This is a genomic window from Pauljensenia sp. 27098_8_83, assembly GCF_041432695.1.
In the GTDB taxonomy this organism is placed as follows: Bacteria; Actinomycetota; Actinomycetes; order Actinomycetales; family Actinomycetaceae; genus Pauljensenia.
On the sequence record NZ_JAPWAD010000018.1, the window covers coordinates 28,361 to 52,933 of the forward strand.

Genomic DNA, 24,573 nt, shown 5'->3' on the forward strand with positions numbered 1-24,573 from the left:
CTACTCCTTCAGGGGCGCAGCTGCTTGCCGTCATTCACGGCCGCAAGCATCTGCTCACGAACGCGCTCGACGTACTCGTTGACCTGATCCGGCGTCGACAGGAGGCCGGTCGTCTTCGGCAGCACATCCGCCAGGCGCACAATCGTCGGCCTCGTGGCAGGCTCTGTCGCCTCGTCTGCGTCCGGTCGCTCCGCAGGAGTCGCCGACGCGATCAATGCGGCGTAGAGCTCGTCCACACGCTGATCGAGCTGGCGGCCGATTTCCTCCGCATGGCCCAGCTTCGACACCGAATTCACCGCAGCACAGAGCCGCTCCATCACCGCATCAACCCGCCGCTGAGCAACCTCCGAGGCGGCCTTGAACTCAGCGGATCCGCGAATACCCGCCACGGCCTCATCGATGCGTCGCAGTACCTTGTCGCGCTGCGCCTGCACCAGCGCGCGACGCGCCGCTTCGATACGCCGAACCTGCTGCGCGATCTCCTGCGTGCGCATGTACAGCCTGCGGTCCTCCGCGAGCTTCCAGAGGTCTTCGATCGCCTGCTTGCCGTCCCCCGTGAGCTCAAAGACCGACAGGCTATCAGCCTCCGCCAACGCGTCGCGAAGCTCCTGTTCATGCTCCTCCACGAATTCTCGGTAGGGCATGAGGAAGTCGTCGACGATCTCGATCAGATCGTCGAATCCGCCGCGGATCTGTGGGGCGAGCATCTCCTCTTCGGTGTGCTGCGTTGTAGTGAGCGGCGTCAGCAGGTCGAGGGCTTCGGCGACCTCGTCGTCGAAGCTATACCTCTCGGACTTATACTCCTTGAGAAGCCTTACCCATTCGGCTGCCTTGACCTCAACCGCACGAACGCGCGAGGGACCATCCTGCGGGGACTCACCGGGGACAAACTGGCCGACAAAACGCTGGAAATCCGCGAGCGCTGCACGATCCAGGTGCTTCTTTTTCTGCAGCAGCACGCGCCCCTGACGGTTCACGTCGCGCAGGGCACCCTCCAGCTCCGTGCGAGCGAGAGGCCTGTCGTTCTCGAGGGCCTCGAGCAGCTCCAGTCGAAGGGCTGTCGCCACGATGGCCAGGACCGCGTTCTTGTCCCAGCCGAAGGGGGCCTGGCCGTAATACTCGATCGCGTTCTTCACGAATACGTTTTGGCCGTTGAGCACACGAGCCTGCTCCACCCACTGGGCGCACTCGCTCGCCAGACGCTGCGCGATATCCACGCCCGGATCGACGTCCAGCGTCGCGTCTTCCTGATCGCGCAGGAAGGATGCGATCTGCCCGTCCTTGAGGTTCGCTAGTGGCTTCGCCTCCTCGATACGGGGATAGACCTGCTGGGCCAGGCGAGTCAAACCTAGCTCAATCATGTCCTCCGGCGTCTTCGCCGTCCCCGTCTTCACTTCCTCACCGGCAACAAACAATGACGCCCGCATAAGCGCATCCTTCACGGCCTCGCCAATCACTCGACGACGCTGCTCGTTGTCTTCCTTATGCGTCATGATGATGCGCTTACGCAGGCCCGATGCGGCACCTGCCTGGCGCTTCACGTACTCCTCCGTCTGGCAGAAGACTCGCACATCCTCGAGGATCTCGGAGCTGATATCCAGCCCCAACGAAAGGGTGTCATGGCGATAGGCACTCTCGTTACGAATACTCGCCTCGTCCAGGGAGGACTGCGGCGTGGACACCGAGATTACCAGCGGCTCAGCCTGTTCGCGGCGCCCGTCAACGAACAGGGACACGCCCATGCGCCGGTTTGTTCCGGGATACACGAAGCTCGTCGCGGAGGTGCCGACATGCCTACGGATATCCGTGCGCAGCAGATCCGTCACCTCCCGCGGCTCCACGACGATCTGGCTAATCTCGCGGCGAACTTCCTTTTCTTCGTTCGTCATGTACGCGTAGGTACCGTCCGCCTGACGCTGCACGTACACCTGATCCGCCAGGATGTGAAGCGCACGCTTGACGCGCGTCTCCAGATCAGTCGCATCTTGATCCAGGGATCGGCGCAGCAGGACCGCAATATTGCGCGGATACGCCTGGAAGGAATCCACGTAGCGAACGAGCAGGAGAACCTTCAGCACGCTCATCGTGAAGGGGTCACTCGTGCGCGAATCTTGTGCGGCGCGCCCGATGTTGTCCTTCACGTCGGACTTCAGCATCGCCGCGATGCCGTCGTAGAAGCGATCGAAAGACGCAACCGTACCCAGTTCGTCATCCGTCAGCTCCTGCGCGATCTGCTGGCACACACCCAGCAGCGAACGCGCACCCACCGACGAGTGACGGCCCGTGAACAGGTCGTTATCCGACAGGCCTCTCATCGCCTGCGTGAACATCTCGAACTGGTAGTCCACGAACGGGTACTTGGCGACGAAGCTATCCCTCGTCAGGTAGTTGTCGTACTTCTTCGTCCCCTCCGGGAAACGGAACATCGACGGGAAGCCCGCACCCAGACGCTGCCACAACGTGTCCAGCTCTTCCGTCCCCTGCTCGCTCTTCGTCAGCAGTCGGCGAGCGATCACGTCCGTGACCTCCTCCGTCGACAGGCTCACCTTGATCGCGAAGCGCCCCTGAATCTTGGAGAAGTCAGTGCTGCGGCGCTCGTTCATCTGCGCCGTAATACCGCTCAGTTCCTCCTGCGAGGTCACAAAGACCCAGGCGCGACCAGGGCAATGCGTCGCCAGCTGCTCCGTGATGGTCTGCAGGTTCAGCATCAGCTGCGAGTCGTCGCCGATGAACTGGCCGACCTCGTCGACGAAGAAGGCGATCCGCTGGTGAGGACCCTGACGATCCAGCCACGAAGCCACGTCCTGCGCGAAGGCCTCGGCCGACAGGTTGAGCTGCTCCCGATAGCTGCGGAAGGGCTGATCCACCTGGTGCCCAAGGCGGGCCAGCGCCTTCGAGACAAGCGCCTCCGAGAATACGGTGTTGACGCGACCAACCTCCCAGGTGTGCCCAGCTTCCTCCTGGTAGGCCTCGCGGAAACGCGCCAGCTCTCCCCGATCCTCCAGGTCACGTTCGAGCGCGCCAACTCCCAGATCCTTCGAGTACAGGCCACGCGCCTCAAAGTAGACCTTGTAGAAGACCTCGATCATTGCCGATCCGCGCTCGCGCGTCGACTTGTCATCCTTCGCATCGATATTGAAGAGCACAGCGCGCGTGGGCGTATGCAGGCTCCTCTTGAGGTCCGCGTTAAGTGTCTCGTCGCCTGCGACCTTCTGTTCGAAGGCACGTTCGACATCTTCGCGGGTCACCGGCTTACTGCCCGCCTGCTCACCGAGCAGGTAGGACAGCATCTTTAACAGGTGCGACTTACCCGAACCAAAGAAACCCGCGATCCACACGCCGTTCGACGGAGCATCAACCTGGTTCCACGCATCGACAATCCGCGAGAGGCCACTGCGGATCTCGCTGGTCATGACGTACTCGTCGACCTCGGAGGCGACCTTCGAGACGTCATCAGCCTTGATAACACCGTCGATCGACCGGAAAATATCCTTCGCATACAGACCCTTCATGTCCATGCGTCACACCTTTGTCTTTCAGTTCGCCGACGGTTCTAGAGTAAGTGAGAAGTCCACCAAATCAAAAGCCCGGTAGTAGTTGTCCTGGGAGATTTGATCGAAGAGGACGAGCGCCGAATGAGTGGACGGCGACTGGTGGTACGACCCCGGGAAGATCACAACCAGCGGCACACGCCCCAACAGGGGTTGCAGGCAATTCAACAGCAAATGCGTGCGCACGAGCGGAAACAGGTGGTGTACCCCCGAGAGCAGGACGGCATCAATACTGTCCTCTCCCCCGGCCTCGTCCACGGCCTCCTTAATGGCGGGCGCGAGCAAACCCTCGACGTCGATTACCTTGCTCAACGCATCCCGGAAAGTCACCGGAGGCAACGTCTTTTCCATCGCCAACATCTGATCGAAGAACGGCGATGCCTTCCACATGTCCACCGCGAGCGCAAACACGTCGACATCGGCCAGACGGTAGCGCTCCTCGCGCAGGCGGCGACGCAGCCGCGGCAGCTCCTCATCGACAGTCGGCTCCCACTCCGGCTTATAGCGCAGGACGAAGAAAGGGACCTCGTTGCCCAAGCCCTCCATCTTCTTGAAGCGCTCCGACGTGAGCACCCGGAAGGCGCAATCAAAGGTCTCCCTGAGCGAATCCAGATACGCTCCACGCTTCGACACCGACCGTACCTTCCTCTCGCGCAGCACCCCAAACCGGGCTTCTCATACCGTACCGCAGGCCGCCCACAATTCGAGCCTAATCATGGCTCCTACGTCACAATTTCCCGAATAACTGTCAGCCAAGGACATCAAACTGGAACTGCGCGACCGGGAACGACTCCCGCATCGGCCAGCCCCACGGCTGAGGAGCCGCGTTCACCAAGCGGGCAACCCCCACGGGAACCACGATCGGCAAAGCAACCCCGGCCTCGTCGATGAAACCCACGTCGCGCATGCAACGCAGAAATACGGATCGCACCTTCTGACCACTCTTCACCGTCAGCGTCGACATCGCAGGATCTACCCTGCGCTGGCGCTCCACGAACTCGTCAATGTCCGACGCTGTTAACGGAGCCTCATCGACGACCAGGCGTGGCCAGGCAACCTCACGCGCGCAGGCCGCAAACACGTAGGACTCCGTCACGAGAGCCAGCCACATGACAAGCTCCCATCCATACTCGCGGCTGGCGACAAATCGGAGAGCGTCATCCTCCAGGAACGACAGGTGCTTCGTCGTCGCGCTCGCCAAGCGTCGCCGTGTCGACTCCGAGCCCGCGACCACCAGGTTCTGCTCAAACAGGACGTCGCTCGCCTCACGCGCGCTCATGCCGGCGGCCATCAGCTCGGCCGCCTCAAACGTTCCCGCGTTCGTCGCACCGCCCACCGTGATAGTCGAGGCCAGTCTGCGATCCGACACGACGCCACCTCTCACGGTCTACCTCATAAAACGCGGCGGTATCCCCGCCAAGAACCCCACTATCATCGCACACGGTTGTCCCCACGCGGACAGCCGCGCGGGGACAACTCGCGATCCTACTGAACCAACGACGCCATCACCTAGCAGTCCCTCATGTGAGCAACGGCTGCTGAGTGTGGCAATAAAACATGATGACGGCAAAGGGAACGCAGGCTAGAACGACCGCAATACATGTAACCAACTTCCCCGGTACCGGCAAATGATCAGACATCCACTTTGCAATACCATCTCGCTCTCGCAGAGCCAGGGATCGTTCACAGTACTCACGAAGCAGCATGCCGAAAGCAAAGAAGCAGAGAACAACGCTCACGAGCATCGCAATAAACACAGTCACTACGTACGGGAATGCACCCTCATCCCAGAGAATTTCGAACATTTCCCCAACAGGCAGGCGCTTCACACCGCCCGACGACTGGGCCAGCATCCGCGCCAAATCCGGCATCGACAGCCCCGACTTCACTGTCGATAACCAATAACACGACCAGTAGCTGACCCCCGCATTCACAACGCCCAAAACACTCATGAGGAGCGCAGACTTCAGGGACGACGACACAAATTGCGCACGGACAGCTAGTACAAACATGATTAACGAAAGCACCAATAGCGCAGACGATAGACCGATCAAAATACCCAGAATGAGTTCGTAATTCTTCACCAACAAGACGGAAACTACGACCAACGCAATAAACGTACCCATGAGTACTGATACAGCATCACCATTATCAGTTTGCTCATTAGAGACTCTTTGCGGCGACACGGTCACATATACCGAATTGTCGTCACCGATATGCGTGTAGTTCCTATCCCCGACAATCGTGACCGCACCGTCACCTACATTCACTATCTGCTGATTAACCATCGAAAGTGATTCATCAGAAGACAACGCAATACCGGAGTCAGCAGGGGCAATCTTCTGGAGTACAAGACCAGAAATCACACCACTCAAAGTACCCACAACCAGTTCTGGAAACCAGGACATAACCTCTCCTCTCACCATTGAGCTCGAGAACAAATGAACATCACTGTCAAGTGGATTGTACCAGTTATTGTAGGGTTTATATTAAAGCGTCAAGTATTCTACTTGTACCCGCAGGTCATAACCCCCTGAGCAACACATACCCCGCACGGACCCGTCCGCCTGACGATCGCCCACCACACGCATCGGCCAACATGTGTGCACCTTTGCCCCACCATCGCCATCTCCAACAATTTGCGGTTGGAGCCCCAATCGCACCTATGTGCATCTTGAATCCGCCTCATCTTGACACAACGTATGCATGCTCACCGGCCATGCAGGCGACAGCAGACGAAGCGCCGCACCACAAACACGCTGATAAACCGCCATTTTTAGCGAATTTTTAATGAAGCCCACACGCCGCACTCACCGCGACATTGAGGCCTCGCACCCCCCTCATGCGCATGTGACAGGTTGATTGTTCCTCACTATCACCCGGAGTAGTCTCTGCATTCATCGCGCCGTAGAAAGAATGGCCTATCCGCGTGCGCGAGATCAGCAATTGTCATTCAAAGGTGAGGCAAAAGCATCATGACCGAGAACAAGTATCTGGCAGACGGTCCCCTCGTCGTCGCAATCGACTCGTCGACGACGTCCACAAAGGCGATCGTCGTCGACGCAGAGGGAAACATCTGGCACACGGCGAAGCAGAACATCCAGCTGCCACCCCCGCAATGGACCAGTACGAGCACAACCCGATCCACTGGTGGGAAACCAGCCGCGCAACCATCGGGGAGGTGCTCTCCAAGCCCTCGCCGACGGACCGCGGCCGCATCGCAGCAATCGGCATCACCCACCAGCGCGAGTCCTTCGCCCCCTTCGACAAAGAGGGCCGACCGCTGCGCAACGGCATCCTGTGGCTCGATGGCCGAGCCACGGAACAGATTCGCCGCTACGGCAGCGAGCACATCCACGAGCTCTCCGGAAAGCCGGCCGGCGTCACCCCCGCCATCTACAAGATGGCCTGGGTCAAGGAACACGAACCCGAGGTCTTCGCTGACGCCTACAAGGTGATGGATGTTCACAGGTACATCGCCTGGATGCTCACCGGACGCCCCGTGAGCTCGCAGGCCGCCGCGGACTCCCTTGGCGTCGCCGACCCCACCAGAAGTTCAGTCACGGGTCACTTGGCGCCCGCAGCGTCCCTTTCGAACCCAAGCTGCCAAAAGCCCATGTCGAGCAGCTTCATCTGCGGATAGATGAGGTCGCCGACCCGCATTCCTCGCCGCGCTTCCTCGAGGCGGTCGTTGTGGGCCTCGTAGATATCCGCGAGTTCGAGGAGGGATTTCTCTTTATAACTGTTGTGTTCTAGTCCTAGATACTTCGCCCCATCCTGAAAGAACCTGTCGTACGCGGGCACGCACCCGAGCGTTCCCATGAGGATCTTCGTAATGAGGACCGGCGACACAGGAGTCGGAACCTCACGCCCTGCGACCTCGTTACGTATCGGCCAGAAATGCTCGGCGATGTCGTCGTACACGTTCGTGTACCTCTCCTGAACCTCAGGCTCCCGCAGACCCACGCAAGCGACCCCAAACAGGCAGTCGTATTCGGGCTTGAGGATCTTTTCGACGATGGGCACAAGCACCTTGTAGTCCTTCTGCAGCAGGAAGGACGAGCCCCGATACATTCCCCAGCTCGCCAGGTAGAAGGCGAGGTGCAGGCTCAAATAGTCGCAGTCCGGGGAGGGGTCGGTCCGCGCATCTCGAAACACGCGATAGCAATGCTCCCACGAGCGCGAGCGCCCATTCTTATCCCTGCGCGCATCGTCGTAGAAGGTCTGCGCAGCGTCGATCAACTCATCGATGGCTTCCATGCTTTTCTCCTTGTGTCTCCACGGAAGGACCCTCTACCTCGAAAGCCACATCCATTTCAGCGGTGCCTCTATGCGCGTTGATTCCGACGCCGGAGATCAACCACCCGATTGGGTAGCCACGCGACCGGGTTCCCCATGCCTCGTTGTTCCCCATGCATCGCCGAGCAACACCGCTTCATTTTTCGATAACCATACCGCACGGAGCCGGTACAGCGCGGCCATTTGGAAGGCTGAAACTCAGCATCGTCGGTCCCTGACGTTCCGGGAGCGCTCTCGTGCCCACCTCTCCGACGAGGCCGGTGCCGGGCATGCACATACGTGCGGTTCTGGGAATGCGGGTGGGAGGATGTGCGTGATGGTTGCGCAGCATTCTTAGTATTTCGTGTCGGTCACGAACCCGACCCAGACTCACGTCATCAACCTGCTCGGACACGACATCACCATCACCCTAAAAGCCACCAACTACGAATGGGACTGGGGCGATGGCACACCGAACACCATCACCGCCTACCAAGGGATGGCCTTCGAGAAGGGCATGGACCCCAACAAGGACCCCCGGCTGATCCGCCACTACTACACGCCGCCCAACGGGTGGCGCTCACGCTTCGACAGCCCCTACCCCGAGGCCACCCGCACCATCACACTGACCACCACCTGGTCGGGTACGGCCACCAACCCCTTCACCGGGGAAACCCAAACCATCAACGGCCTGGTCACCACCACGGAAACAACAGGCCCCTTCCCCCTCAACCACCTCCTCGTCTCAAACACCGACACCTGGGAAGAAAAACAAGGCCACTAAACCACCGCTACACAGATGAGGACCTACGCCACCCCGATGATCCTTGCCAATTGGGCGCGCCCACTGGCCCTCAGGTTCATGACGCCCCCGGAACTGGCTAGATCTGTTATTACGGACACTGCTTATGCCGCTTGATTCCCAGATGGCTAAAGCTACTTGCCCAGTCATGAGGAAAACCCATCTCGGTGACAGAACGCAGATGAAGCTGCGCATACTCGTCCTGCACCAAACCGCTCACTTTGGCTGTCCAGCTTGTGCCAGGTGAAATGCTATTCAGCATGAATGCCATGACGAGAAGTGCCCCAAAGAGTTTGTCGCTTTGTCCCTCGGGAAGCGGCTCCAAGCCGTCAATTGTGCGAAATGCGACGGTCGATGCTGGCAGTAGGTTTCTGTTGAACAGGCGTCCGTGGTGAGCACAAACGTTACGCACGACTGTCAGCTGCTCACACCAACGCGCTAAGGGATCTCTGGAGTAATAGTTCTTCCTGTGCTTGCCCTTCAATCTCAGTGGATCGATGACGAAACCGAAGCTATACGAGATCTCATGCTGCGCATTGATGGGGAGTCCAGCGTACAGCTTTGAAATATCGGCGAAGTCGAGTGTTTCGGCGAGTACCCAAAACGGGTACCCTTCGTACTTTTCTGAATAGTGCCTGATTGCAGCATTATTGCCCTCGGCGCGTTTGAGCCGCCTACGAGCGGTGGTCAACCATGACTTATGGTCGAAGTCTGGCCGGAACAGATCCTTCGCTTCGTAGGCGAGCGGACCACGAGCAACAATCCACTCACCAACGCGCGTACGCAACGCAATCTCAATGCGTTCGATCCCATCGTGGACGAGTGTGCGTAGTTTACGATCAAACTCATACAGGCCAGCCACTTCAGTAAAAGTTGAGCCCTGTACAAACGTGTCGGCGCGAACCGGCATCCTGGGGGCCGACTCAAGTTGCTCGCGATACGGGTACCAGTAGCCCGACATGCGGTAATAGGAGACACTGCGAAGCCACTGACGTGCGAGATCGGCATCCACCCGCATTCCTCGCTCAGACAGAATGTGGATCTGTTCGTCGATAGTGGTCGGATCCTTGACCTGCTCGTCCATACCATCTGACCTTCCAGATAGAAATCCAGCCCGTCCACTCCGAGGGAGCGGCGGGCTGAACGGTTGCCTAAAGTCTACAACTTATTCCTATTTGGACTCAAGCCCCCTTGCCTGTGACGCGCGAACTCACACGCCCATACCCTCAGATCGCGACGAGGCCGGGGCCGGGCATGCACATCCGTGCGGTTACGGGAATGTGGGTGGGAGGATGTGCGTGATGGTTGCGCAGCATTCTTAGTGTTTCGTGTCGGTTCTGCGCGTACCCTGATGAGAAAGGGCGCGCTCCCAAGGGTGGGGGCGCGTCGGAGGGCACCTCACCGTGGAGGAGTACAACGCCATGACGGTTCCACCATTGTTCGACCACCTCGACACCGAGGACGAGGACCAGCTGCGGCACGACGCCGCACCGCGGGACGCGGTCTTTGAGGCCGGTAGCGGGCCGGGGGTTGGTGACGACAACCCGCCCGCGGGGACCCACCCCCGGCTTCAAGCGTGGCTGCACGTCGAGCCGTTCTATTGGACGATGCGCGTGGTCTACGTGTGCCTCGCCGCAGGAGCCGTCTTCGCCGTCTACATCAACGGCGTCGCCGAAGGATGGTGGCACGCCTGGGGCGAAAAACCCAGCGTCGCAGCCACGGCCCCCGCCGCCCAGCCTACGCCCGCACCGAGCCTGTCGAGCGAGGCGGCCATGTCGGGCGGCTACCAGATCGGCCCCGACGGTATCCTCGTGCGGCCAGCTCAGTTTGCGGCAGACACCTACACCAAACCCGAGTTACCTGACGAAGCGAAGGAAAACACAGAACGAGGCGCAGAGCTTGCAGCAGAGTACGTCGTCGAGACACTCAGCTACGCCTGGAACACCGGTGATACTCAGCCCTTTGCAGATATTACTGAGGCCGGAGTTAAGTTTCATGATTCAACTATCGATAGCGTCAATACGGTTTATAGAAATGGTTGGGTCTATGGTAATACGTCATCCATTACAGGCATCCTATCTGTTGAACCAATTACAGATTCAAAATGGGGTGCGCAACCCGATAGCATTGGCGTCATCTTCAAGGTTGCAACTACCAACGGAACAGCATGCATGGGACAACGAATTATTGTCAGTGACTCCCCGTTTGATGTGCGAGTAGTTCTATTTATGACATGGAAAGAAGGACGCTGGATTGCCACCGAGGGGAGCATTTCGGACTATGAAGAAAAATAGGGTGCCGAGTATTGGCATAACGATCCTCACAGCAACAAGCCTATATGCTGTTGTTCCTGCCACGTTTGCTAACGATATTTCGTACCCCACTCCGAGTTCGTGCTCCGGTAGTGAAAGTTCGCAATTTGGAATGTGCAGTACAGGACAGCAAGACGCTGCAGAAGCATACGCAAACAATCATCAGCCAGCACAAACTCCTGGACATCAGCAGTCATCCAATAGCCCATCAGCCGTCAGTGATCAACGGGCGCTGCATACCGCCGAATTATCGATTCCTGATGAGGCCAAGCGTTACTGGGATTGGGCAAAGTGTGCGTCAGTTTCGATCGGAACAGCACCGAACGACGCACGAGTATCTGACGAAGACTGTACTCTCCCACCCGAACTTGCCATGGCGGGGTTTACCCGTGACTCCGAGGCTGTGCCCACGACTCGCGAGATCCTGCTGGCCGCAGCCACTCTCATTCACGCTGATGGTGCGGGTTTGCGCAAGCGTCCCAATGGCGTCTCGTACACGAATAAGTACGTTCCCACCCTGGTATCAGTCACCAACCCGACCCAGACTCACGTCATCAACCTATTGGGCCACGACATCACCATCACCCTGAAAGCCACCAACTACGAATGGGACTGGGGAGATGGCACCCCACACACCATCACCGCCTACCAAGGGATGGCCTTCGAGAAGGGCATGGACCCCAACAAGGACCCCAGGCTCATCCGCCACTACTACACCCCACCCAACGGGTGGCGCTCACGCTTCGACGGACCCTACCCCGACGCCACACGCACCATCACCCTGACCACCACCTGGGCCGGCACGGCCACCAACCCCTTCACCGGCGAGACCCAAACCATCAACGGCCTGGTCACCACGACGGAAACAACCGGCCCCTTCTACCTCGACCACCTCACCGTCTCCAACACCGACACCTGGGAAGAAAAACAAGGCCACTAAGCGAGTGATGCACCATGAGTACGAAACCCTCCAACATCGGCCGGTGGATCGGCGCCATCATAACCGCCATCGTCCTCGTCGCAGTATCGTTCGTGGGATTCCGCGCGTTTAACGCTCGCGCCCACGCACAGACAGAGCTTGAGTCCGGGGCACAGTCACCCCAGTCTGACAGCGCCGGACAATCGGGCACCCAATCAGGCGACGCCCCTCAATCCGCGCAGCCGACACCCGTTGACGTCCCGAAACCCACTCCCCCGCCAAACCTCTACGCGGGCGGCCAAATTGGTGCCCAAGCGACATCACAGTGGTACATCGACCTGTGGGCATATGCGTTCAATACCGGAGACACAGAAGACTTCATGAAGGTATGTCAGGTTGAGGGCTACTGCGATGCATTTGCACACGACCTGGAACGCATGCATACAGATTCATATCTCGTCAAGCCGCTCACCAATCAGTATCTTCAAACAAATAAGATATACGAGTGCTCACTCCAAACGGCAGGCACTGAAGGAATTTGTGTCGAATTCACATTTTTGCAAACACCGGCGGTATTCCGCTACCTAACAGAGGAAAAGGCGTCAGAAGAATACGACACCATAAGCACCGTAACCGGCGAAGAAATCAACAACGAACAAACACTCTTTCGTGTCCTATTTCTTGAAGAGCGGGGTGATACATGGGTCGTCACCCACATCTGGGATCACTAATGACCACCGAGAATCAATATCCGCTGCGAGCGACAGGCCGCAGAGTCAATTCTCGTTGTTGATGCTGACAATACAGATGTGTCACCACGACTCCAGAACTCCATATGCTGAGGCCCCAGCCCACCACCGTGGACTGGGGCACCAACATCATTGTTTCACGTGAAACAATCGCCAGGATGCGCGCCAGGCCACGCGCGCCAGGCCACGCGCGCCTCACTTGCGGTGGTAGCGCGGGCTCGTGCCCAGGTGTGTCGGGTAGACGTTCAGGTCATCCTCCAGCTTCGACTCGTCCAGACCACGATATGTGTACGAACTATCGTTCACAATCTCCGTGGGATCAACGACGCCATCCGCGTACTGCTGGACCTCCTCTGGCGTCGGACTCGACCCACCCTGCTTCTGCGCCAACGGATTCTCATCGGGGAACTGCGACGGATCCGTATTCAACATCGCGCCCGGATCAATGCCACCAAACCCGGTGTACTTGTTCCACCCGTGATCAGGATTCAAGCCCGTCTTCACCAGCAGCTGCAGCAACTGATTGCTGGTCGCCTCAGGCCACCGCTGCTTCGCCAACGCCAGAAAGCCCGCGACAATCGGTGAGGCAACGGACGTTCCAAAGACAGAATCACTCGCACCCGTTTGCAAATTACGAAACATGACGGGCCCGCCAATCGATGTCGTCACCACGCCCTGACCCCACGAGGAGTAGTCCTGCCGAGCCCCGTCGGTACTGATCGCCGTCACACCGACAACGCCCGACCATTTTGACATCGACAGAGCATCATTATTATTGCTGTCATTTCCAGCAGCCGCGACGATAATCACTCCACTCGACATCGCGCGAGCAACGGTCCATTTCATCGAGTCACTACCATCCTCGCTGGAAGCAGACAGGTTGATGATTTGGGCACCATCATTCATCGCCTGATTGAATAACCAGACGCCTTCCGACCGCACGGCATTGCCAGAATCAAGGCAATCTTGTCCGGGTGTATCACCATTTGCCCCAAGATTCATTTGATAGGCAAGGAGCGTTGCATTTGGTGCAATACCGTAAGCCGAGGATACGAGGATTGATGCAACACCCGTGCCGTGGTTTTCCACCACCGGTGTTGAATTGATCGTGCACGGAATTTTTACCGTGATATCCGCACCAGCGAGCTCGGGGACGGACGTATCCACCTTTCCATCAATCATCGCGATGGTGACGCCTTCGCCCGTGTAGCCCTTCGCGCGCGCACGATCCAGTCCGTAGTACGCGAAGTACGGCTGGTCGGCCGCGGTGATCGTGTCAGCCGCGTTCGCGGGGGCAGCGGGAATCGACACGATGCCCGCCGCGAGCGCACCCACGGCAGCCACGGCGACACAGTTCCTTGCGCGCACTCGTCGTTTCTTCTGCGGCCTCACCATTGGCGCGGATCCCACCCATCGTCTCGAATCGGAGCGGGTGTAATGTCCTTCTCCGTCCCGTATGTCTGCGACATCGGATTCACGTATCCTTCCGGCAACTCATCCTCGTCCTCCACGCGGAAAGGCGTGTACTTGCGACGCTTCGCCTTCTCATTGCCCTTGCCCTGGCCAGCGCCCGCACCAGCACCGCCGCCCATGAAGCCACTAGTTCCCTGAGTTCCGGCTTTCCCGGACCCAGCGGCACCAGCACCGGCACCCGCTCCACGGGTGCCATCGGCTCCGACGATACCAGAGAGTCCTCCGGTGCCAGAAGGCGCCTTGTAGGTCCCGTAGCCCGGACCGGAGTAGGATCCTGCGCGCAGCGCGGACATGCCACTCACGTTGCCTGCCATTCCGCCTCGTCCGAGGACAGCTGCAGCACCGCGGCCGAGTGCACTCGCCGACGAGCCGAGGCCTCCTGCCATGCGGGCGGCGCCGCGCATGCCCAGCGCTCCCGCGCCTAGCACGCCAGCACCGCTGAGGCGAGCGGCGAGCGCTGATTCGTTGCCCGGGCCACCATTGACATTCCACAGCGGGTGGTAGCGGTCGACCGGAGGCGCCGGCGTGTAGCCACCAATGACGCCGTTGCGATGCCAGTCCCCGTTCACCCGCGTGTGCAGCAGATCGACGCCCATGAGGTCCTGCGGGTCGGAAATCGGGTTCAGACGTGACCCCTCCTCGCCCTCGGTGACGAAACGATTCGGGATGCGCGGCGACGACATGACGCGATCGTTCACCGGACCGCCCTCGTCGTAACCCGCCGGATACAGCCCGGAACCAGAGCCTCGCAGATCAGATCGCCCGTAGTCCGTGTCGCGGTTGCCCGGATAGACACCCGACTCGTGAGCGGAGGTGTTCAGGTACCCACGCTCAATATCGCGGCGAACAGTTGTGTTCGAAGGACCCGGATTCTGTACAACGTATATTCCATCATTGCCGACCCGTTGCTCCATTGCCACACGCTGCGCATTCGTCCCATCTGCCAAGCTCTGCATCGTGTCGTTGGCACGCTGCAGGATGTCTGTTGCGGACGCTTCGCGCTGGTTGTTCGCTTGGGTGATGAGCCCTTGGACGTACGCTTCACCCGTCGCGGCAACCGCGTTGATGGGCAGGCCCGCTAGGCCCATGTATTTCGTCACCGGAATGACGACATGCGCGGCGTCTGCCAGCGCCTGAAGCTTCGAGTCAATCAGGGTGGGCGAGAGCTGCATGGCTTCCTCGCGCACGTGCTTCATGGCGCGGCGAGCCTCCACGTAGTACTCCATCGCGGTGTTGTGCCCATCCTTGATGGCCTGCACCTGCTTCATCGCGTTATCAGTCCACGCGTCGACCTGTTCTCCGGTCTCCCCGGTGAAGCCCTGGTTTGTGCGCATGTGGTACGTCGAGTTATTGGCCTCGTTCAGGCCGCACACGACTGCGTTGTGTTGGTCGTCCAAGGCGTCCAGCGCGGAGGCTTTCTCGATTGCAGCAACCAACTTCATGAGGCGCTCGTACATCGGACTCTCAACCATGATTCGTGCTCCTCTTTCAGATGGCCGACGGTGCGTTTTGGACGGGTTCGTTTGACGAGGCACCGGCGTCGGTACCCGAATTCGCTGCCGGGGCGGTATTTCCAACCGGCGTCGGAATCGCAGGCGACGTCGTCGATCCACCACTCCCACTGGTTACCCCTCGATCGAGGTCATCCAGGATTTGAGCGAGTTGGTCAGCATTCGCGGTCTCTGCGGCCTCGAAGGCCTCGGCTGCCCGTTCAACATCGTCGTCGAACTTTGTGAAGCGCTGCTTCTGCTTGCCAATGAGACGATCCTCGCTCTTCATCAGCGAAACGATCGCCGTGCGCATGGCCTTGAAGCCCCCCTCGTCGGACCAATACGAGGGGTCTTGCGCGTCAATGAGCCGCCCTAGCGCCTCCGATGAGTCCCCCAGGGACTCCCCCCCCCCGTTTCATATCGTCACGCGTCTGGGCGTGCTTATCGGAATCGAAGCCGACGTCAACCACGCGCTACCTCCTGATCAACCAGCCCACAATTATGTTGGCTACGGAATACTGTGCTACCTCGCTAAGCATATGACCAGTCGTTCACATTAACAAGCGTGTTCCAGGGTCACGAGGCCGGGGCCGGGTACTCGGAGACGCCCGCTCACGGTTCCTCGAAGACGCCCGCTCACAGGCCCGCTCACAGCACCCCCAGACTCACCCCCGCCTCTCGCGCAGGCTCCGCGCGAGGACCCCGTGCCTCGGCGCGAAGACCCAGGCGAGCACGAAGCACGCGGTGAGCACCAGGACGATCGTGGCGCCCGTGGGCACGTCCAGCGCCCACGACAGGTACAGGCCCACCAGGCCACCCGAAGCACCGAGCGCGGGCGACAGGATCATCATGGTCCCCAGGCGGTCGCACAGGAGCCGCGCGGTGGCCGCGGGGGTGACGAGCAGGGCCAGCACCAGGACGTTGCCGATCGTCTGCACAGAAATAACCACGGCCAGGGCCACGGCGACATACAGAGACAGGTCAGCCAGCAGAACGTGCACGCCCGCAGCTCGGGCGCTCTCGCGGTCCAGGGTCACGGCGACGATGGGCCGGTGCGCCAGGAACAGCATGAGCAGCACAAACAACGCGCCACACAGCACCACGGGCACATCCGAAGCCGGGATGCCCGTGATCGACCCGAACAGGAAGTCCTGCAGGCTGCCCGCGTACCCGGGCGCCCGCGCGATGATCGCAACGCCCAGGGCAAAGGCGCCGACGAAGAGCACGCCGATGACGGAGTCCTCCTTAAGCCTGCGGTTCTGCGCCAACAAGGCCACCAACACGGCGGTCACGACGCCCGCGAGCGCCCCGCCAAACACCAGGGACCCGCCGCACACGAAGGCGATCGCCAGGCCGGGGAACACGGAGTGCGCGACGGCGTCGCCGATGAACGCCATGCCGCGCAGGACGACGTGCACGCCGACGCTGCCGCACACGAGCGCGGCGACGACCGCGATCAGCAGCGCGCGCGGCAGGAACGCCAGCGCGGGATTCGTCAGGTCGCGGAAGAAGTCGTAGGGGCTCAGGAAGTCCGCCGCCGCGGCGAGGCCACCCCCGGCCGCGTGGATCACTGTGCTCATGCGCGCACTCCTAGGGCGTCGAGGATCGGGTTGTCGGGTCGCACGTCGAAGGCGCGGATCCACGGGTCGGCGTCGGCCAGCTCACCCGGCCGCCCGGAGGCGACGATCGTGCGCCGTAGCAGGTACAGGCGGTCGCAGCCGGCGCGCGCGCCGATGAGGTCGTGCGTGGTCATGAGGAGGGCCCGCCCGCCGTCCGCGAGCGCGCGGAACAGGTCCATGAGCATCTCCTGCGTGGGCATGTCAAGGCCGGTGAAGGGCTCGTCGAGGAGCAGCACGGCAGGCCGGATCGCGAGGGCCCGGGCGACGAGGACGCGCTGGCGCTGCCCGCCGGACAGCTCGCCGATGGGTCGCTTGGCGAGGTCGCGCATGCCCACGAGGGACAGGGCCTCCTCGACGGCGCGGAAGTGCGGGGTCCGCGCGCGCCCGAGCAGGCCTCGCCTCACGGTGACGGCCTGAAGGACGGCGTCGCGCACGCTGATCGGGAAGTCCCACGCGAACTCGTGCCGCTGCGGCACGTACCCGATCGCGCCGTCGGTCTCAACGCGCCCGCTGGAGGGGATGAGCCCCAGGATCGAGCGGATCAGCGTGGTCTTCCCGGCGCCGTTGGGTCCGATGAGGCCGACGAGCTCCCCGGCCCGGGCCTCCAGGTCGACGCCCTCGAGGACACTGCGCCCGCCGAGGGACGCGCCCAGTCCGGTGACGCGCAGCTGGCTCACTGCTCCCCTCCCCGATCGACGAGGCCGGGGCCGCGTTCGCCCGAGCCCTCACCGCGGGCGGTGGGCAGGGGTGCGAGGAGGGAGTCGGCCTCGGCGATGGCGGCGGCCTGTTCGGCGCGGCTGCGGCGCGAGCGCGCCACCACGAGCGCGCCGATCACGAGGAGGGACACCGCGACGACCGCGATGATCACGAGGAAGGCCCAGTCGGGCAGCCCACCCGACGCGGCCCCCGAAGCAGAGGAAGAGGACGCGGGATCTGCGGCCCCGGAAGCAGCGGGCGCAGCCCCAGAGGAAGAAGCGGAGGAGGAAGCGGAAGCACCATCGGCGGGGGCAGCCGCGGGCGCGGCCATGGCCAGGGCCTCGGACGCGGAGGCGGCGTCACCGACGGCGAAGCGCAGGGTCGTGGAAGCACTGACGGCCTCGCCGGCGGTGGTCGTGCCCAGGAAGGTCACGGTCGCCGTGTAGGTGCCGGGCGCGGAGAACGCCCAGTTGGCGTGCACGTGCGTGCCCGAGTCGATCCACACGTCTCCAGGCGCCGCGCCCGAGTCGGCGAGCAGGAGGGGCTTGCCGAAGGTGCCGGACTGCAGGAACAGCCACGCGCGGCCGGGGCCGGACACGGGGCCGACACGCATGGTGAGGCCGCGGTCGATGGTGGCCGTGACGGCGGGGTCCTGCGTGTTCCATCCGAGCCACACGACGCCCGGGTTCTGCGTCTGGGGAACGACGTACACGGGCTTGCCCGCGACGTCGGCCAGGAAGGGGTAGTCGGCGGAGTCGGGCGCGGTCATGATGGCCGCATCATTGACCCGCAGGACGGTCTGGTTGGGGTCGCGCCACACGGCGCCGCTCTCGGCGTCGTGGCGCAGGCCGGCCCGCCACTGCCCGTCGATCAGTCGGGGGCCGAGGTCGACGTGCCCGACGCTGATCTCGCTGGCCTCATTCGACCACTCCTCGTGCGCAGCAACGCTCTGCGCGAGGTCGGGGTCGGGACTCGGGTCAGCAAAAGAAGAGGGGGCACCCGCGACGATGAGGAAAGCCGACACAAGCAGAGCGCCCAGCGACAGGCCGAGGCGGGGGAATTGCACCATTAGAGCCGCGACACGCCGGCGACACGCCGTAGGGATGCTTCTAATGCTGCAATTCCCCCCATGGGCGGTAGCACCTGGCCGGGCTTCGAGCTGAGTCGCCCACCCGCTCGGTCCCGTGGCCATCGGCAGGGCCTGGCCGGGCTTGCGGAAAGGCCTCCGGCTAGCCCCGGTGGCGGCGGCAGGGCCTGGCCGGGCTTCGAGATCGACCACTCCGAGCGAAGCTCGCGTGTGGCGATCTCGCGGGCGGGCCGCCGCCACCGGGGCGTAGAGTCGGCGGCCGTCCTCGCAGGCAAAGAGCCAGCGGCCAGGCAAGCAGGCCGCACGGCGGCCAGCAGCAGACAGGGCAGAGAAGGGTTTCATGGCATCTCCTTGCCGCCCAGGCAGCGTGCCAGTGAGCGGGCGTTGTGTTCCATCATGTCGATGTAAGTGGGTGCTTGGTCGTCGAGGGTGTCGCCGTACAGGGGGCAGATGTCCACGCCCGCGTCGGTGGCGGCGGTGCGCAGGGTAGAGCGGGTGCGCGCCAAGTTGGGTTCGAGGAACACCGCGGGGATCGAGGAGTCGGACAGGGTGGCCTGGAGTTTGATCCGGTCGGCGATGGAGGGTTCGACGCTGGGGTTGGGGGCGACGAAGCCGGCGACGGTGAGCCCGTAGGCGTTCGCCAGGTAGGCGTAGGCGTCGTTGGTGGTGACGAGTTTGCGGCGTTCGTCGGGGATGGTCGCGATGGTCGAGGCGACGGTGGCGTCGAGCTCGTCGAGGCGCGTCAGGTAGGCGGCTGCGTTGGCCCGGTAGGTGGCCTCGCCGTCGGGGTCGACGGAGATCAGCGAGTCGCGGATAACGCGCACGTACGCTTGGGCGTTGTGGACGTCGTGCCACAGGTGGGGGTCGATGTCGCCGTGGACGTGCTTGCCGAGGACGGCTTGGGGCAGCATGTAGACGCTGGCGCCGGGCTCGCCGATGAAGCGGAACGAGGCCTCCCCGGGGATCGTGGTGAGCGCGCGGGTGGGCACTTCGATGACGACGTGGTCGAGGTCGGTGCATTCCATGGTGGAGGCGACGGCCGCCGCGGCGCTGGATGCGCCCACGCAGGGGGCCGAGGCCTCGTCCCCGCTGAGTGCGCCGGCGTCAGAGGCGAGTTCGACGCGCTTGGTGGTGAGGTTGACGGTGATGTCGGCGTGGCCGGCGGACAGGACGCGGCGGCCCTCACTGGCGGCGATGTCCTCGGGCGGGGTGCCGACGGCGAAGACGGCGGTGCCTTCCCCGACACTGACGGGCGTGGCGCCGGGGGTGGTGCGCAGGTTGGCGCGGAAGTGGACGCGGTACACGCCGGGGGCGGTGAACGCCCAGCTCATGTGCTGGTGGGCGTCGGCGGGCAGCTGCGCGGTGTCGGTGTCGTATCCGCCTGCGGCGTTGAAACCGTCGGAGGAGGCGAAGGCGATCTCGGGCTGCCCGAACGACGTGGTGAGGTAGGCGGCGGCTGCGCCCGGGCCCTCGACGCCGGTGGTCGTCAGGTCGATCTGCGAGGCGCGGGTGGCCCCCATGTCGGCGCCGTCGCCCCACACGCGCATGCCGAGCCACGGGGTATCAAGCGCGCGGTCTTCGACCAGGGGGAGGATGGTCGCGCCGTTCTTGGCGGCCTCCTCGGCGACGGAGACGGAGCGCGAGCCGGCGGGCAGGTTGGAGTCGAGGGCGCGGATGAGGGCGTGTTCCTCGAGCATGAGGTAGTTGGAGAAGGCGACGTCCGCGTAGGCAACATCGCGGATGGTGCGCAGGGAGGGTTCCCACGAGTGCGGGTCCGCCCCGTTGGGCACCATCTGCGTGACGTGGGCACGGTCTCCGGCGACGTTGCGCACGAGGTCGGCGAGGATGCCGGTCGTGGCGACGACGCGCAGTTCACCGTCGGATGCTGGGTCAGGCGCGGGCGCGCACCCGGCGACGCCGACGGATAGGGCGAGGCAGCCGGCGACGGCCATGCCCCTCATAATCGCAAACGATGCGTCAGTGCTCCCACACCCACTCCCCCGCCACCCACGGAAGGGGAGGCGGGGGATGAAGGAGAGGGGGCCTCGTGAATGAGTGCTCACGAATCCGCACGCTCCGCTCGGCGGCGTCCGATCGCGCCCACCCACACGCAGGCCGCGCCCGTGAGCGCCCACGTGAGGGAGACGACGGTCAGGGGGATGGTGTCGGCGCCGGTGGTGGCCAGGGAGAGGTCGCAGTCCTTGCCGGAGGCGGTGCGGCCGACGACCTGGGAGACCATGGGTCGACCGTTCGGGCCGGTCGTTCCCGTGGCGGTGAGCTCGCCGCCGGAGCCGAAGCCGCTGCCCGCGAGCGCCGCGCCGTTGGGGGTGACGCGCATGGTGATGGTCAGCGTGTAGGTGCCGGGGGCGGTGAACACCCAGTTCTGGTGGGCGTGCGTGTTGGCGCCGAGCGTGTAGCCGGTGCCCGGGCCGTCGAAGACGTGCTCGCCGACACCGGAGCCGAGCGCGCCCGCGTTGAAGACGGCGACGCGTCCGGGGCCCTCAACGGCGTCGAGGGTGAATTGGACGGGGCCGGTCGTGCCGGTGACGATCTCTTCGCGCTGGGAGTTCAGGCCCAGCCACGGCACGCCCGCGATCTGGGTCGACGGGATCAGCCAAACGCTGGAGCCGGGGGTGGCGACGAAGCCGAGGTCGGCGGGCGCCGTGATGCGCGCGGCGTCACCGAGGGCGAAGGTCAGGGACGAGGGGTCGACCCACTGGGCGGGCTGGCTGCGGTCGTCCTTGACGCGGGCGACGAGGGTGCCGTTTTCGATGGCGGGGCCCAGGTCGAAGTGGCCGTCGGTGGCGTTGCCGGAGGCGCCGTCGCCGACGCTCACGGTCAGCGTGGTGCGCGCGGTGTTCGCGGGGGCTTGGGACGAGGCCAGGGTGGCGGCCTCGGCCTCGGTGGCCTCGCGGGTGATGCGGGTGGCGACGCAGCGCTCACCGCCGGTCGCGCCAGAGGTGGTGTGCGCGCCCGAGGACGGGGCAGGGTTCGCGCCGGTCGTCGTGCCGGTGGTGCCGGTCGTTCCCGTAGTGCCGGCCGAGGGGTCAGGGGAGCTGGGCGTTCCAGTGTCGTTGTTATCCGCCTGGTCCTGGGCGCCCTGGTTGTTCGTGGAGTTCACGGAGCCGGGGCCCACGCCGGGGGCGGGCTGCGCCTGGTCGGTCGAGGGGGCCGCGCCGGATTCGGCGAGGCACGAGGCCTCGTCGGCAACGTCGATCGTGTAGGTGCGGGCCGCGGACTGGGCGTTGGCGGCGCCGGTGTTCCCGGGGGTCCACGCGCTGGCCTGGACGGTCAGCGTGTAGCGGCCTGCGCGCGTGAACAGCCAGTTGACGTGCTTGTGGGCGGCGTAGGGCTGGTCGATGTCGTCGCCCTCGGGCGCCAGGTCGAAGCTGCCATCATTGGTGACCGCCCTGGTGCCCTCGGTGAAGCTGGAGGTGAAGGCGTAGATGCGGCCGTCGGCGGGACCCGTGTAGGAGATGTGGAAGCGCGCGGCGTCGTAACCGCCGGCCGTGACACCCAGGGTGTCCCAGCCGGGCCACAGGACGGTCGCCTGGTTGTCGCCGGACTGGCCGAGCAGGTACGCGGCTGAGGGCGCGCCGGTCGCCTGGCTGACGTCGGTGGGGATCTGGGTGAGGGTGGACTTGTTGACGGCGAGCAGGGTCTGCTCGGGCTCGCGCATGACGCCGGAGCCGGTGGCGTCCTCCTTGATGCGCAGGGTGAGCGCGCCGGAGGCGTCGGAGGTCAGGTCGAAGATGTCGGCGTGGCCACGGTCCAGGGTGGCCGTGGTACCGGCGGGGGCGGTGCGCATGACGGCGCACGTGCTTGCGCCCACCTCGGACGAGGCCGTGGCTGCGTCGGTCGTTGCGGCGTCGGCCTCGGTGGAGTCTGTGGCTGCGTCGGTTGCTACCGCGTCCGCTGTGTCGAGGCCGACGGTGGCCTCGTCGGCGGCGTGTGCCGCTCCGGGCACGAGGAAGGAGGCGGCCGCAAGGGCCATGACGGCGAAAGCCCGGGCAGCTGCGCGGCCCGGGTTCCGGTGCTTCGTGGGGTTCATGGAGGGAGTCCTCTAGGTACGCACATATGAATGAGAATCGTTATCATTCTAATAGCGTGGCGCACGTCGCGCAAAGTTCCGCGACCCGAAATCCCAGATCGATACCTCTAACCGTGACCGCTCCTCATCACCATGACGTCCGACAGCCTTGATGACGGCCAGTAGCTTTGATGACGGCCTGGAGGGGTCTGGCTTTTTCGGACCGTTTATTTTGAGAGGGTTGTTCTGAGTAGTCCCGGCTGCTTGTGGCCGGCCAGCTTCGATGACGACCAGCTTCGATGACACCGCGAAACCTCAGGAAACACCGCCCCCACCCCAATTTCGCATGCAATTCCCCCACCACTCTTTCAAACTTTGAAATCGGATCGTTGAAATTCCGCGGTTTTCTGGACGTTGTGAATTTGTCTGATGACCGAATTGCATGCGAAATTGAGGGGAGCTCCGGATCGATCTCAGTGCTTCGCCAGGTACTGCGCAGATCCCACAACTCGTACTCACAGTCCCCCGCTTCGCCGTCACCATGCCCCTCACAGACCCGGGTTGCACAAACACCTCACGGTCAAGTCCTGTGGAGTGGTGTAATCGTTTTGTGTCCTTCGGGGTGGGTTATGCGCTGAGTTGGAGTGGGGGTTCCTCCTGTTGGGTGGGTTGGGGTGTGAGTCGTGATTTGGTGAGGACATCGAGGCTGAGGTAGCGTCGGCCTTCGGCCCATTCGTCGTTTTGTTCGGCGAGGACGGCTCCGACCAGGCGGATGATGGCCTGGCGGTTGGGGAAGATCCCCACGGAGTCGGTGCGTCGGCGGATTTCGCGGTTGAGGCGCTCATTGGGGTTGTTGGACCAGATCTGGGTCCATACCCCGGTGGGGAAGGACGCGAACGCGAGGACGTCTGCCCTGGCTTGATCGAGGTGATCACACACGGCGGGGAGCTTGTCGTGCACGTAGTCCAAGAGCCGGTCGTATTGAGCGTTGACCGAGGCGGCGTCGGGTTGGTCGTACACCGAGTGCAGCATCGCTTTGACGGCGGGCCATAGCGCTTTGGGGGTGACCGACATGAGATTCGCGGCGTAGTGGGTGCGGCACCGTTGCCAGGTGGCTCCGGGCAGGTTCGCTGCGATGGCCTCAACCAGGCCCAGATGGGCGTCGCTGGTGACCAGGCGCACGCCGGTGAGGCCTCGGGCGACCAGGTCAGCGAAGAACTCCTTCCAGGCCGGACCGGTCTCGCTGGTGGATACGCGCACCCCCAGCACTTCGCGGTGTCCGTCATTGTTGACTCCGGTGGCAACCAGGACCGCGCACGAGACGACGCGCCCTCCTTCGCGCACCTTCATGGTCAATGCGTCAGCGGCGACGAACGTGAAAGGCCCAGCATCATCGAGGGGGCGATGACGGAACTCGTCCACGTGTTCGTCCAGGTCCGATGCCATACGTGAGACCTGGGACTTCGACAGTCCTGTGATCCCCAGGGTTTTGACGAGCTTGTCCATACGGCGCGTGGACACTCCCGCTAAGTAGCAGTCAGCGACCACTGTGATCAAGGCGCTTTCG

Annotated in this window: 19 protein-coding genes and 1 pseudogene; 5 read left to right on the plus strand and 15 right to left on the minus strand. The window is 62.9% G+C overall.

What is annotated here, in order from left to right; translation table 11 throughout:
* Positions 1-8: 8 nt before the first annotated feature.
* The 4 genes from brxC to O3656_RS07500 form a co-directional block, all read right to left on the minus strand.
* Entirely contained in the window at positions 9-3,518 is a 3,510-nt protein-coding gene (gene brxC / locus O3656_RS07485; protein ID WP_500063340.1) for a BREX system P-loop protein BrxC, read from the minus strand.
* Between the two features lie 18 nt (positions 3,519-3,536).
* Positions 3,537-4,184, minus strand: coding sequence for a BREX protein BrxB domain-containing protein (locus tag O3656_RS07490; protein ID WP_500063341.1), 648 nt, complete (start codon positions 4,182-4,184; stop codon positions 3,537-3,539).
* A gap of 115 nt (positions 4,185-4,299) precedes the next feature.
* The gene (locus O3656_RS07495; RefSeq protein WP_500063342.1) at positions 4,300-4,920 is read right to left on the minus strand and encodes a BrxA family protein; all 621 of its coding nucleotides are present in this window, start codon (positions 4,918-4,920) and stop codon (positions 4,300-4,302) included.
* Positions 4,921-5,071: 151 nt separating this feature from the next.
* On the minus strand, positions 5,072-5,959 hold the full coding sequence (locus tag O3656_RS07500; protein WP_152691184.1) for a hypothetical protein: 888 nt from the start codon (positions 5,957-5,959) through the stop codon (positions 5,072-5,074).
* Between the two features lie 710 nt (positions 5,960-6,669).
* Here O3656_RS07500 and O3656_RS07505 point away from each other — a divergent pair.
* Positions 6,670-7,194, plus strand: coding sequence for an FGGY family carbohydrate kinase (locus O3656_RS07505; RefSeq protein ID WP_500063343.1), 525 nt, complete (start codon positions 6,670-6,672; stop codon positions 7,192-7,194).
* On the opposite strand, the gene O3656_RS07510 is transcribed toward O3656_RS07505, so the two are convergent.
* On the minus strand, positions 7,119-7,811 hold the full coding sequence (locus O3656_RS07510; protein ID WP_048675616.1) for a hypothetical protein: 693 nt from the start codon (positions 7,809-7,811) through the stop codon (positions 7,119-7,121). The genes O3656_RS07505 and O3656_RS07510 overlap by 76 nt on opposite strands.
* 382 nt (positions 7,812-8,193) lie before the next feature.
* Between O3656_RS07510 and O3656_RS07515 the strand changes: the two are divergent.
* Positions 8,194-8,613, plus strand: a pseudogene (locus O3656_RS07515) (hypothetical protein); the annotation flags it as partial.
* 109 nt (positions 8,614-8,722) lie between these two features.
* On the opposite strand, the gene O3656_RS07520 reads toward O3656_RS07515, so the two are convergent.
* On the minus strand, positions 8,723-9,715 hold the full coding sequence (locus O3656_RS07520) for an Abi family protein (RefSeq protein WP_048675610.1): 993 nt from the start codon (positions 9,713-9,715) through the stop codon (positions 8,723-8,725).
* A 337-nt stretch (positions 9,716-10,052) separates the two neighbouring features.
* Here O3656_RS07520 and O3656_RS07525 point away from each other — a divergent pair, with 337 nt between their 5' ends.
* The 3 genes from O3656_RS07525 (at position 10,053) to O3656_RS07535 (ending at position 12,593) form a co-directional block, all read left to right on the plus strand.
* Complete coding sequence (locus O3656_RS07525; protein ID WP_500063344.1) at positions 10,053-10,925, plus strand: DUF6318 family protein; 873 nt, start codon at positions 10,053-10,055, stop codon at positions 10,923-10,925.
* Between the two features lie 391 nt (positions 10,926-11,316).
* Complete coding sequence (locus O3656_RS07530) at positions 11,317-11,883, plus strand: hypothetical protein (RefSeq protein ID WP_500063345.1); 567 nt, start codon at positions 11,317-11,319, stop codon at positions 11,881-11,883.
* A 14-nt stretch (positions 11,884-11,897) separates the two neighbouring features.
* Positions 11,898-12,593: a DUF6318 family protein gene (locus O3656_RS07535; RefSeq protein WP_500063346.1), complete on the plus strand. Its 696-nt coding sequence runs from the start codon at positions 11,898-11,900 to the stop codon at positions 12,591-12,593.
* A 213-nt stretch (positions 12,594-12,806) separates the two neighbouring features.
* On the opposite strand, the gene O3656_RS07540 is transcribed toward O3656_RS07535, so the two are convergent.
* From O3656_RS07540 to O3656_RS07580, 9 genes are all read right to left on the minus strand, one after another.
* Positions 12,807-14,021: a S8 family peptidase gene (locus tag O3656_RS07540; protein WP_500063347.1), complete on the minus strand. Its 1,215-nt coding sequence runs from the start codon at positions 14,019-14,021 to the stop codon at positions 12,807-12,809.
* Complete coding sequence (locus O3656_RS07545; protein ID WP_500063348.1) at positions 14,000-15,556, minus strand: hypothetical protein; 1,557 nt, start codon at positions 15,554-15,556, stop codon at positions 14,000-14,002. The genes O3656_RS07540 and O3656_RS07545 overlap by 22 nt, the downstream gene beginning before the upstream one ends.
* A gap of 16 nt (positions 15,557-15,572) precedes the next feature.
* Positions 15,573-15,887 (minus strand): hypothetical protein, encoded by a 315-nt coding sequence (locus O3656_RS07550; RefSeq protein WP_500063349.1) that lies wholly within the window; start codon positions 15,885-15,887, stop codon positions 15,573-15,575.
* Positions 15,888-16,239: 352 nt separating this feature from the next.
* The gene (locus tag O3656_RS07555) at positions 16,240-17,154 is read right to left on the minus strand and encodes an anchored repeat-type ABC transporter permease subunit (protein ID WP_500063350.1); all 915 of its coding nucleotides are present in this window, start codon (positions 17,152-17,154) and stop codon (positions 16,240-16,242) included.
* A complete protein-coding gene (locus O3656_RS07560) occupies positions 17,151-17,870 on the minus strand; it encodes an anchored repeat-type ABC transporter ATP-binding subunit (protein ID WP_500063351.1) in 720 nt (239 codons plus the stop codon). The genes O3656_RS07555 and O3656_RS07560 overlap by 4 nt, the downstream gene beginning before the upstream one ends.
* Positions 17,867-18,958 (minus strand): TIGR03773 family transporter-associated surface protein, encoded by a 1,092-nt coding sequence (locus O3656_RS07565; protein WP_500063352.1) that lies wholly within the window; start codon positions 18,956-18,958, stop codon positions 17,867-17,869. The genes O3656_RS07560 and O3656_RS07565 overlap by 4 nt, the downstream gene beginning before the upstream one ends.
* Before the next feature lie 356 nt (positions 18,959-19,314).
* Positions 19,315-20,928 carry an anchored repeat ABC transporter, substrate-binding protein gene (locus tag O3656_RS07570; protein ID WP_500063353.1) on the minus strand — a complete coding sequence of 538 codons (1,614 nt, stop codon included), beginning with the start codon at positions 20,926-20,928 and terminating at the stop codon, positions 19,315-19,317.
* A gap of 107 nt (positions 20,929-21,035) precedes the next feature.
* On the minus strand, positions 21,036-23,027 hold the full coding sequence (locus O3656_RS07575) for a TIGR03773 family transporter-associated surface protein (RefSeq protein WP_500063354.1): 1,992 nt from the start codon (positions 23,025-23,027) through the stop codon (positions 21,036-21,038).
* A 606-nt stretch (positions 23,028-23,633) separates the two neighbouring features.
* Positions 23,634-24,573: IS256 family transposase (locus O3656_RS07580; RefSeq protein ID WP_500063355.1), on the minus strand; the 940-nt coding region annotated here is incomplete at its 5' end.

Excerpts from the sequence above, each read along its gene's own strand:
- brxC (WP_500063340.1), bottom strand. The coding sequence starts at position 3,518 with ATGGACATGAAGGGTCTGTATGCGAAGGATATTTTCCGGTCGATCGAC.
- O3656_RS07500 (WP_152691184.1), bottom strand. The coding sequence starts at position 5,959 with ATGTCCTGGTTTCCAGAACTGGTTGTGGGTACTTTGAGTGGTGTGATT.
- O3656_RS07505 (WP_500063343.1), top strand. The coding sequence starts at position 6,670 with ATGGACCAGTACGAGCACAACCCGATCCACTGGTGGGAAACCAGCCGC.
- O3656_RS07510 (WP_048675616.1), bottom strand. The coding sequence starts at position 7,811 with ATGGAAGCCATCGATGAGTTGATCGACGCTGCGCAGACCTTCTACGAC.
- O3656_RS07520 (WP_048675610.1), bottom strand. The coding sequence starts at position 9,715 with ATGGACGAGCAGGTCAAGGATCCGACCACTATCGACGAACAGATCCAC.
- O3656_RS07525 (WP_500063344.1), top strand. The coding sequence starts at position 10,053 with ATGACGGTTCCACCATTGTTCGACCACCTCGACACCGAGGACGAGGAC.
- O3656_RS07530 (WP_500063345.1), top strand. The coding sequence starts at position 11,317 with ATGGCGGGGTTTACCCGTGACTCCGAGGCTGTGCCCACGACTCGCGAG.
- O3656_RS07535 (WP_500063346.1), top strand. The coding sequence starts at position 11,898 with ATGAGTACGAAACCCTCCAACATCGGCCGGTGGATCGGCGCCATCATA.
- O3656_RS07545 (WP_500063348.1), bottom strand. The coding sequence starts at position 15,556 with ATGGTTGAGAGTCCGATGTACGAGCGCCTCATGAAGTTGGTTGCTGCA.
- O3656_RS07550 (WP_500063349.1), bottom strand. The coding sequence starts at position 15,887 with ATGCGCACGGCGATCGTTTCGCTGATGAAGAGCGAGGATCGTCTCATT.
- O3656_RS07555 (WP_500063350.1), bottom strand. The coding sequence starts at position 17,154 with ATGAGCACAGTGATCCACGCGGCCGGGGGTGGCCTCGCCGCGGCGGCG.
- O3656_RS07565 (WP_500063352.1), bottom strand. The coding sequence starts at position 18,958 with ATGGTGCAATTCCCCCGCCTCGGCCTGTCGCTGGGCGCTCTGCTTGTG.
- O3656_RS07570 (WP_500063353.1), bottom strand. The coding sequence starts at position 20,928 with ATGGCCGTCGCCGGCTGCCTCGCCCTATCCGTCGGCGTCGCCGGGTGC.
- O3656_RS07575 (WP_500063354.1), bottom strand. The coding sequence starts at position 23,027 with ATGAACCCCACGAAGCACCGGAACCCGGGCCGCGCAGCTGCCCGGGCT.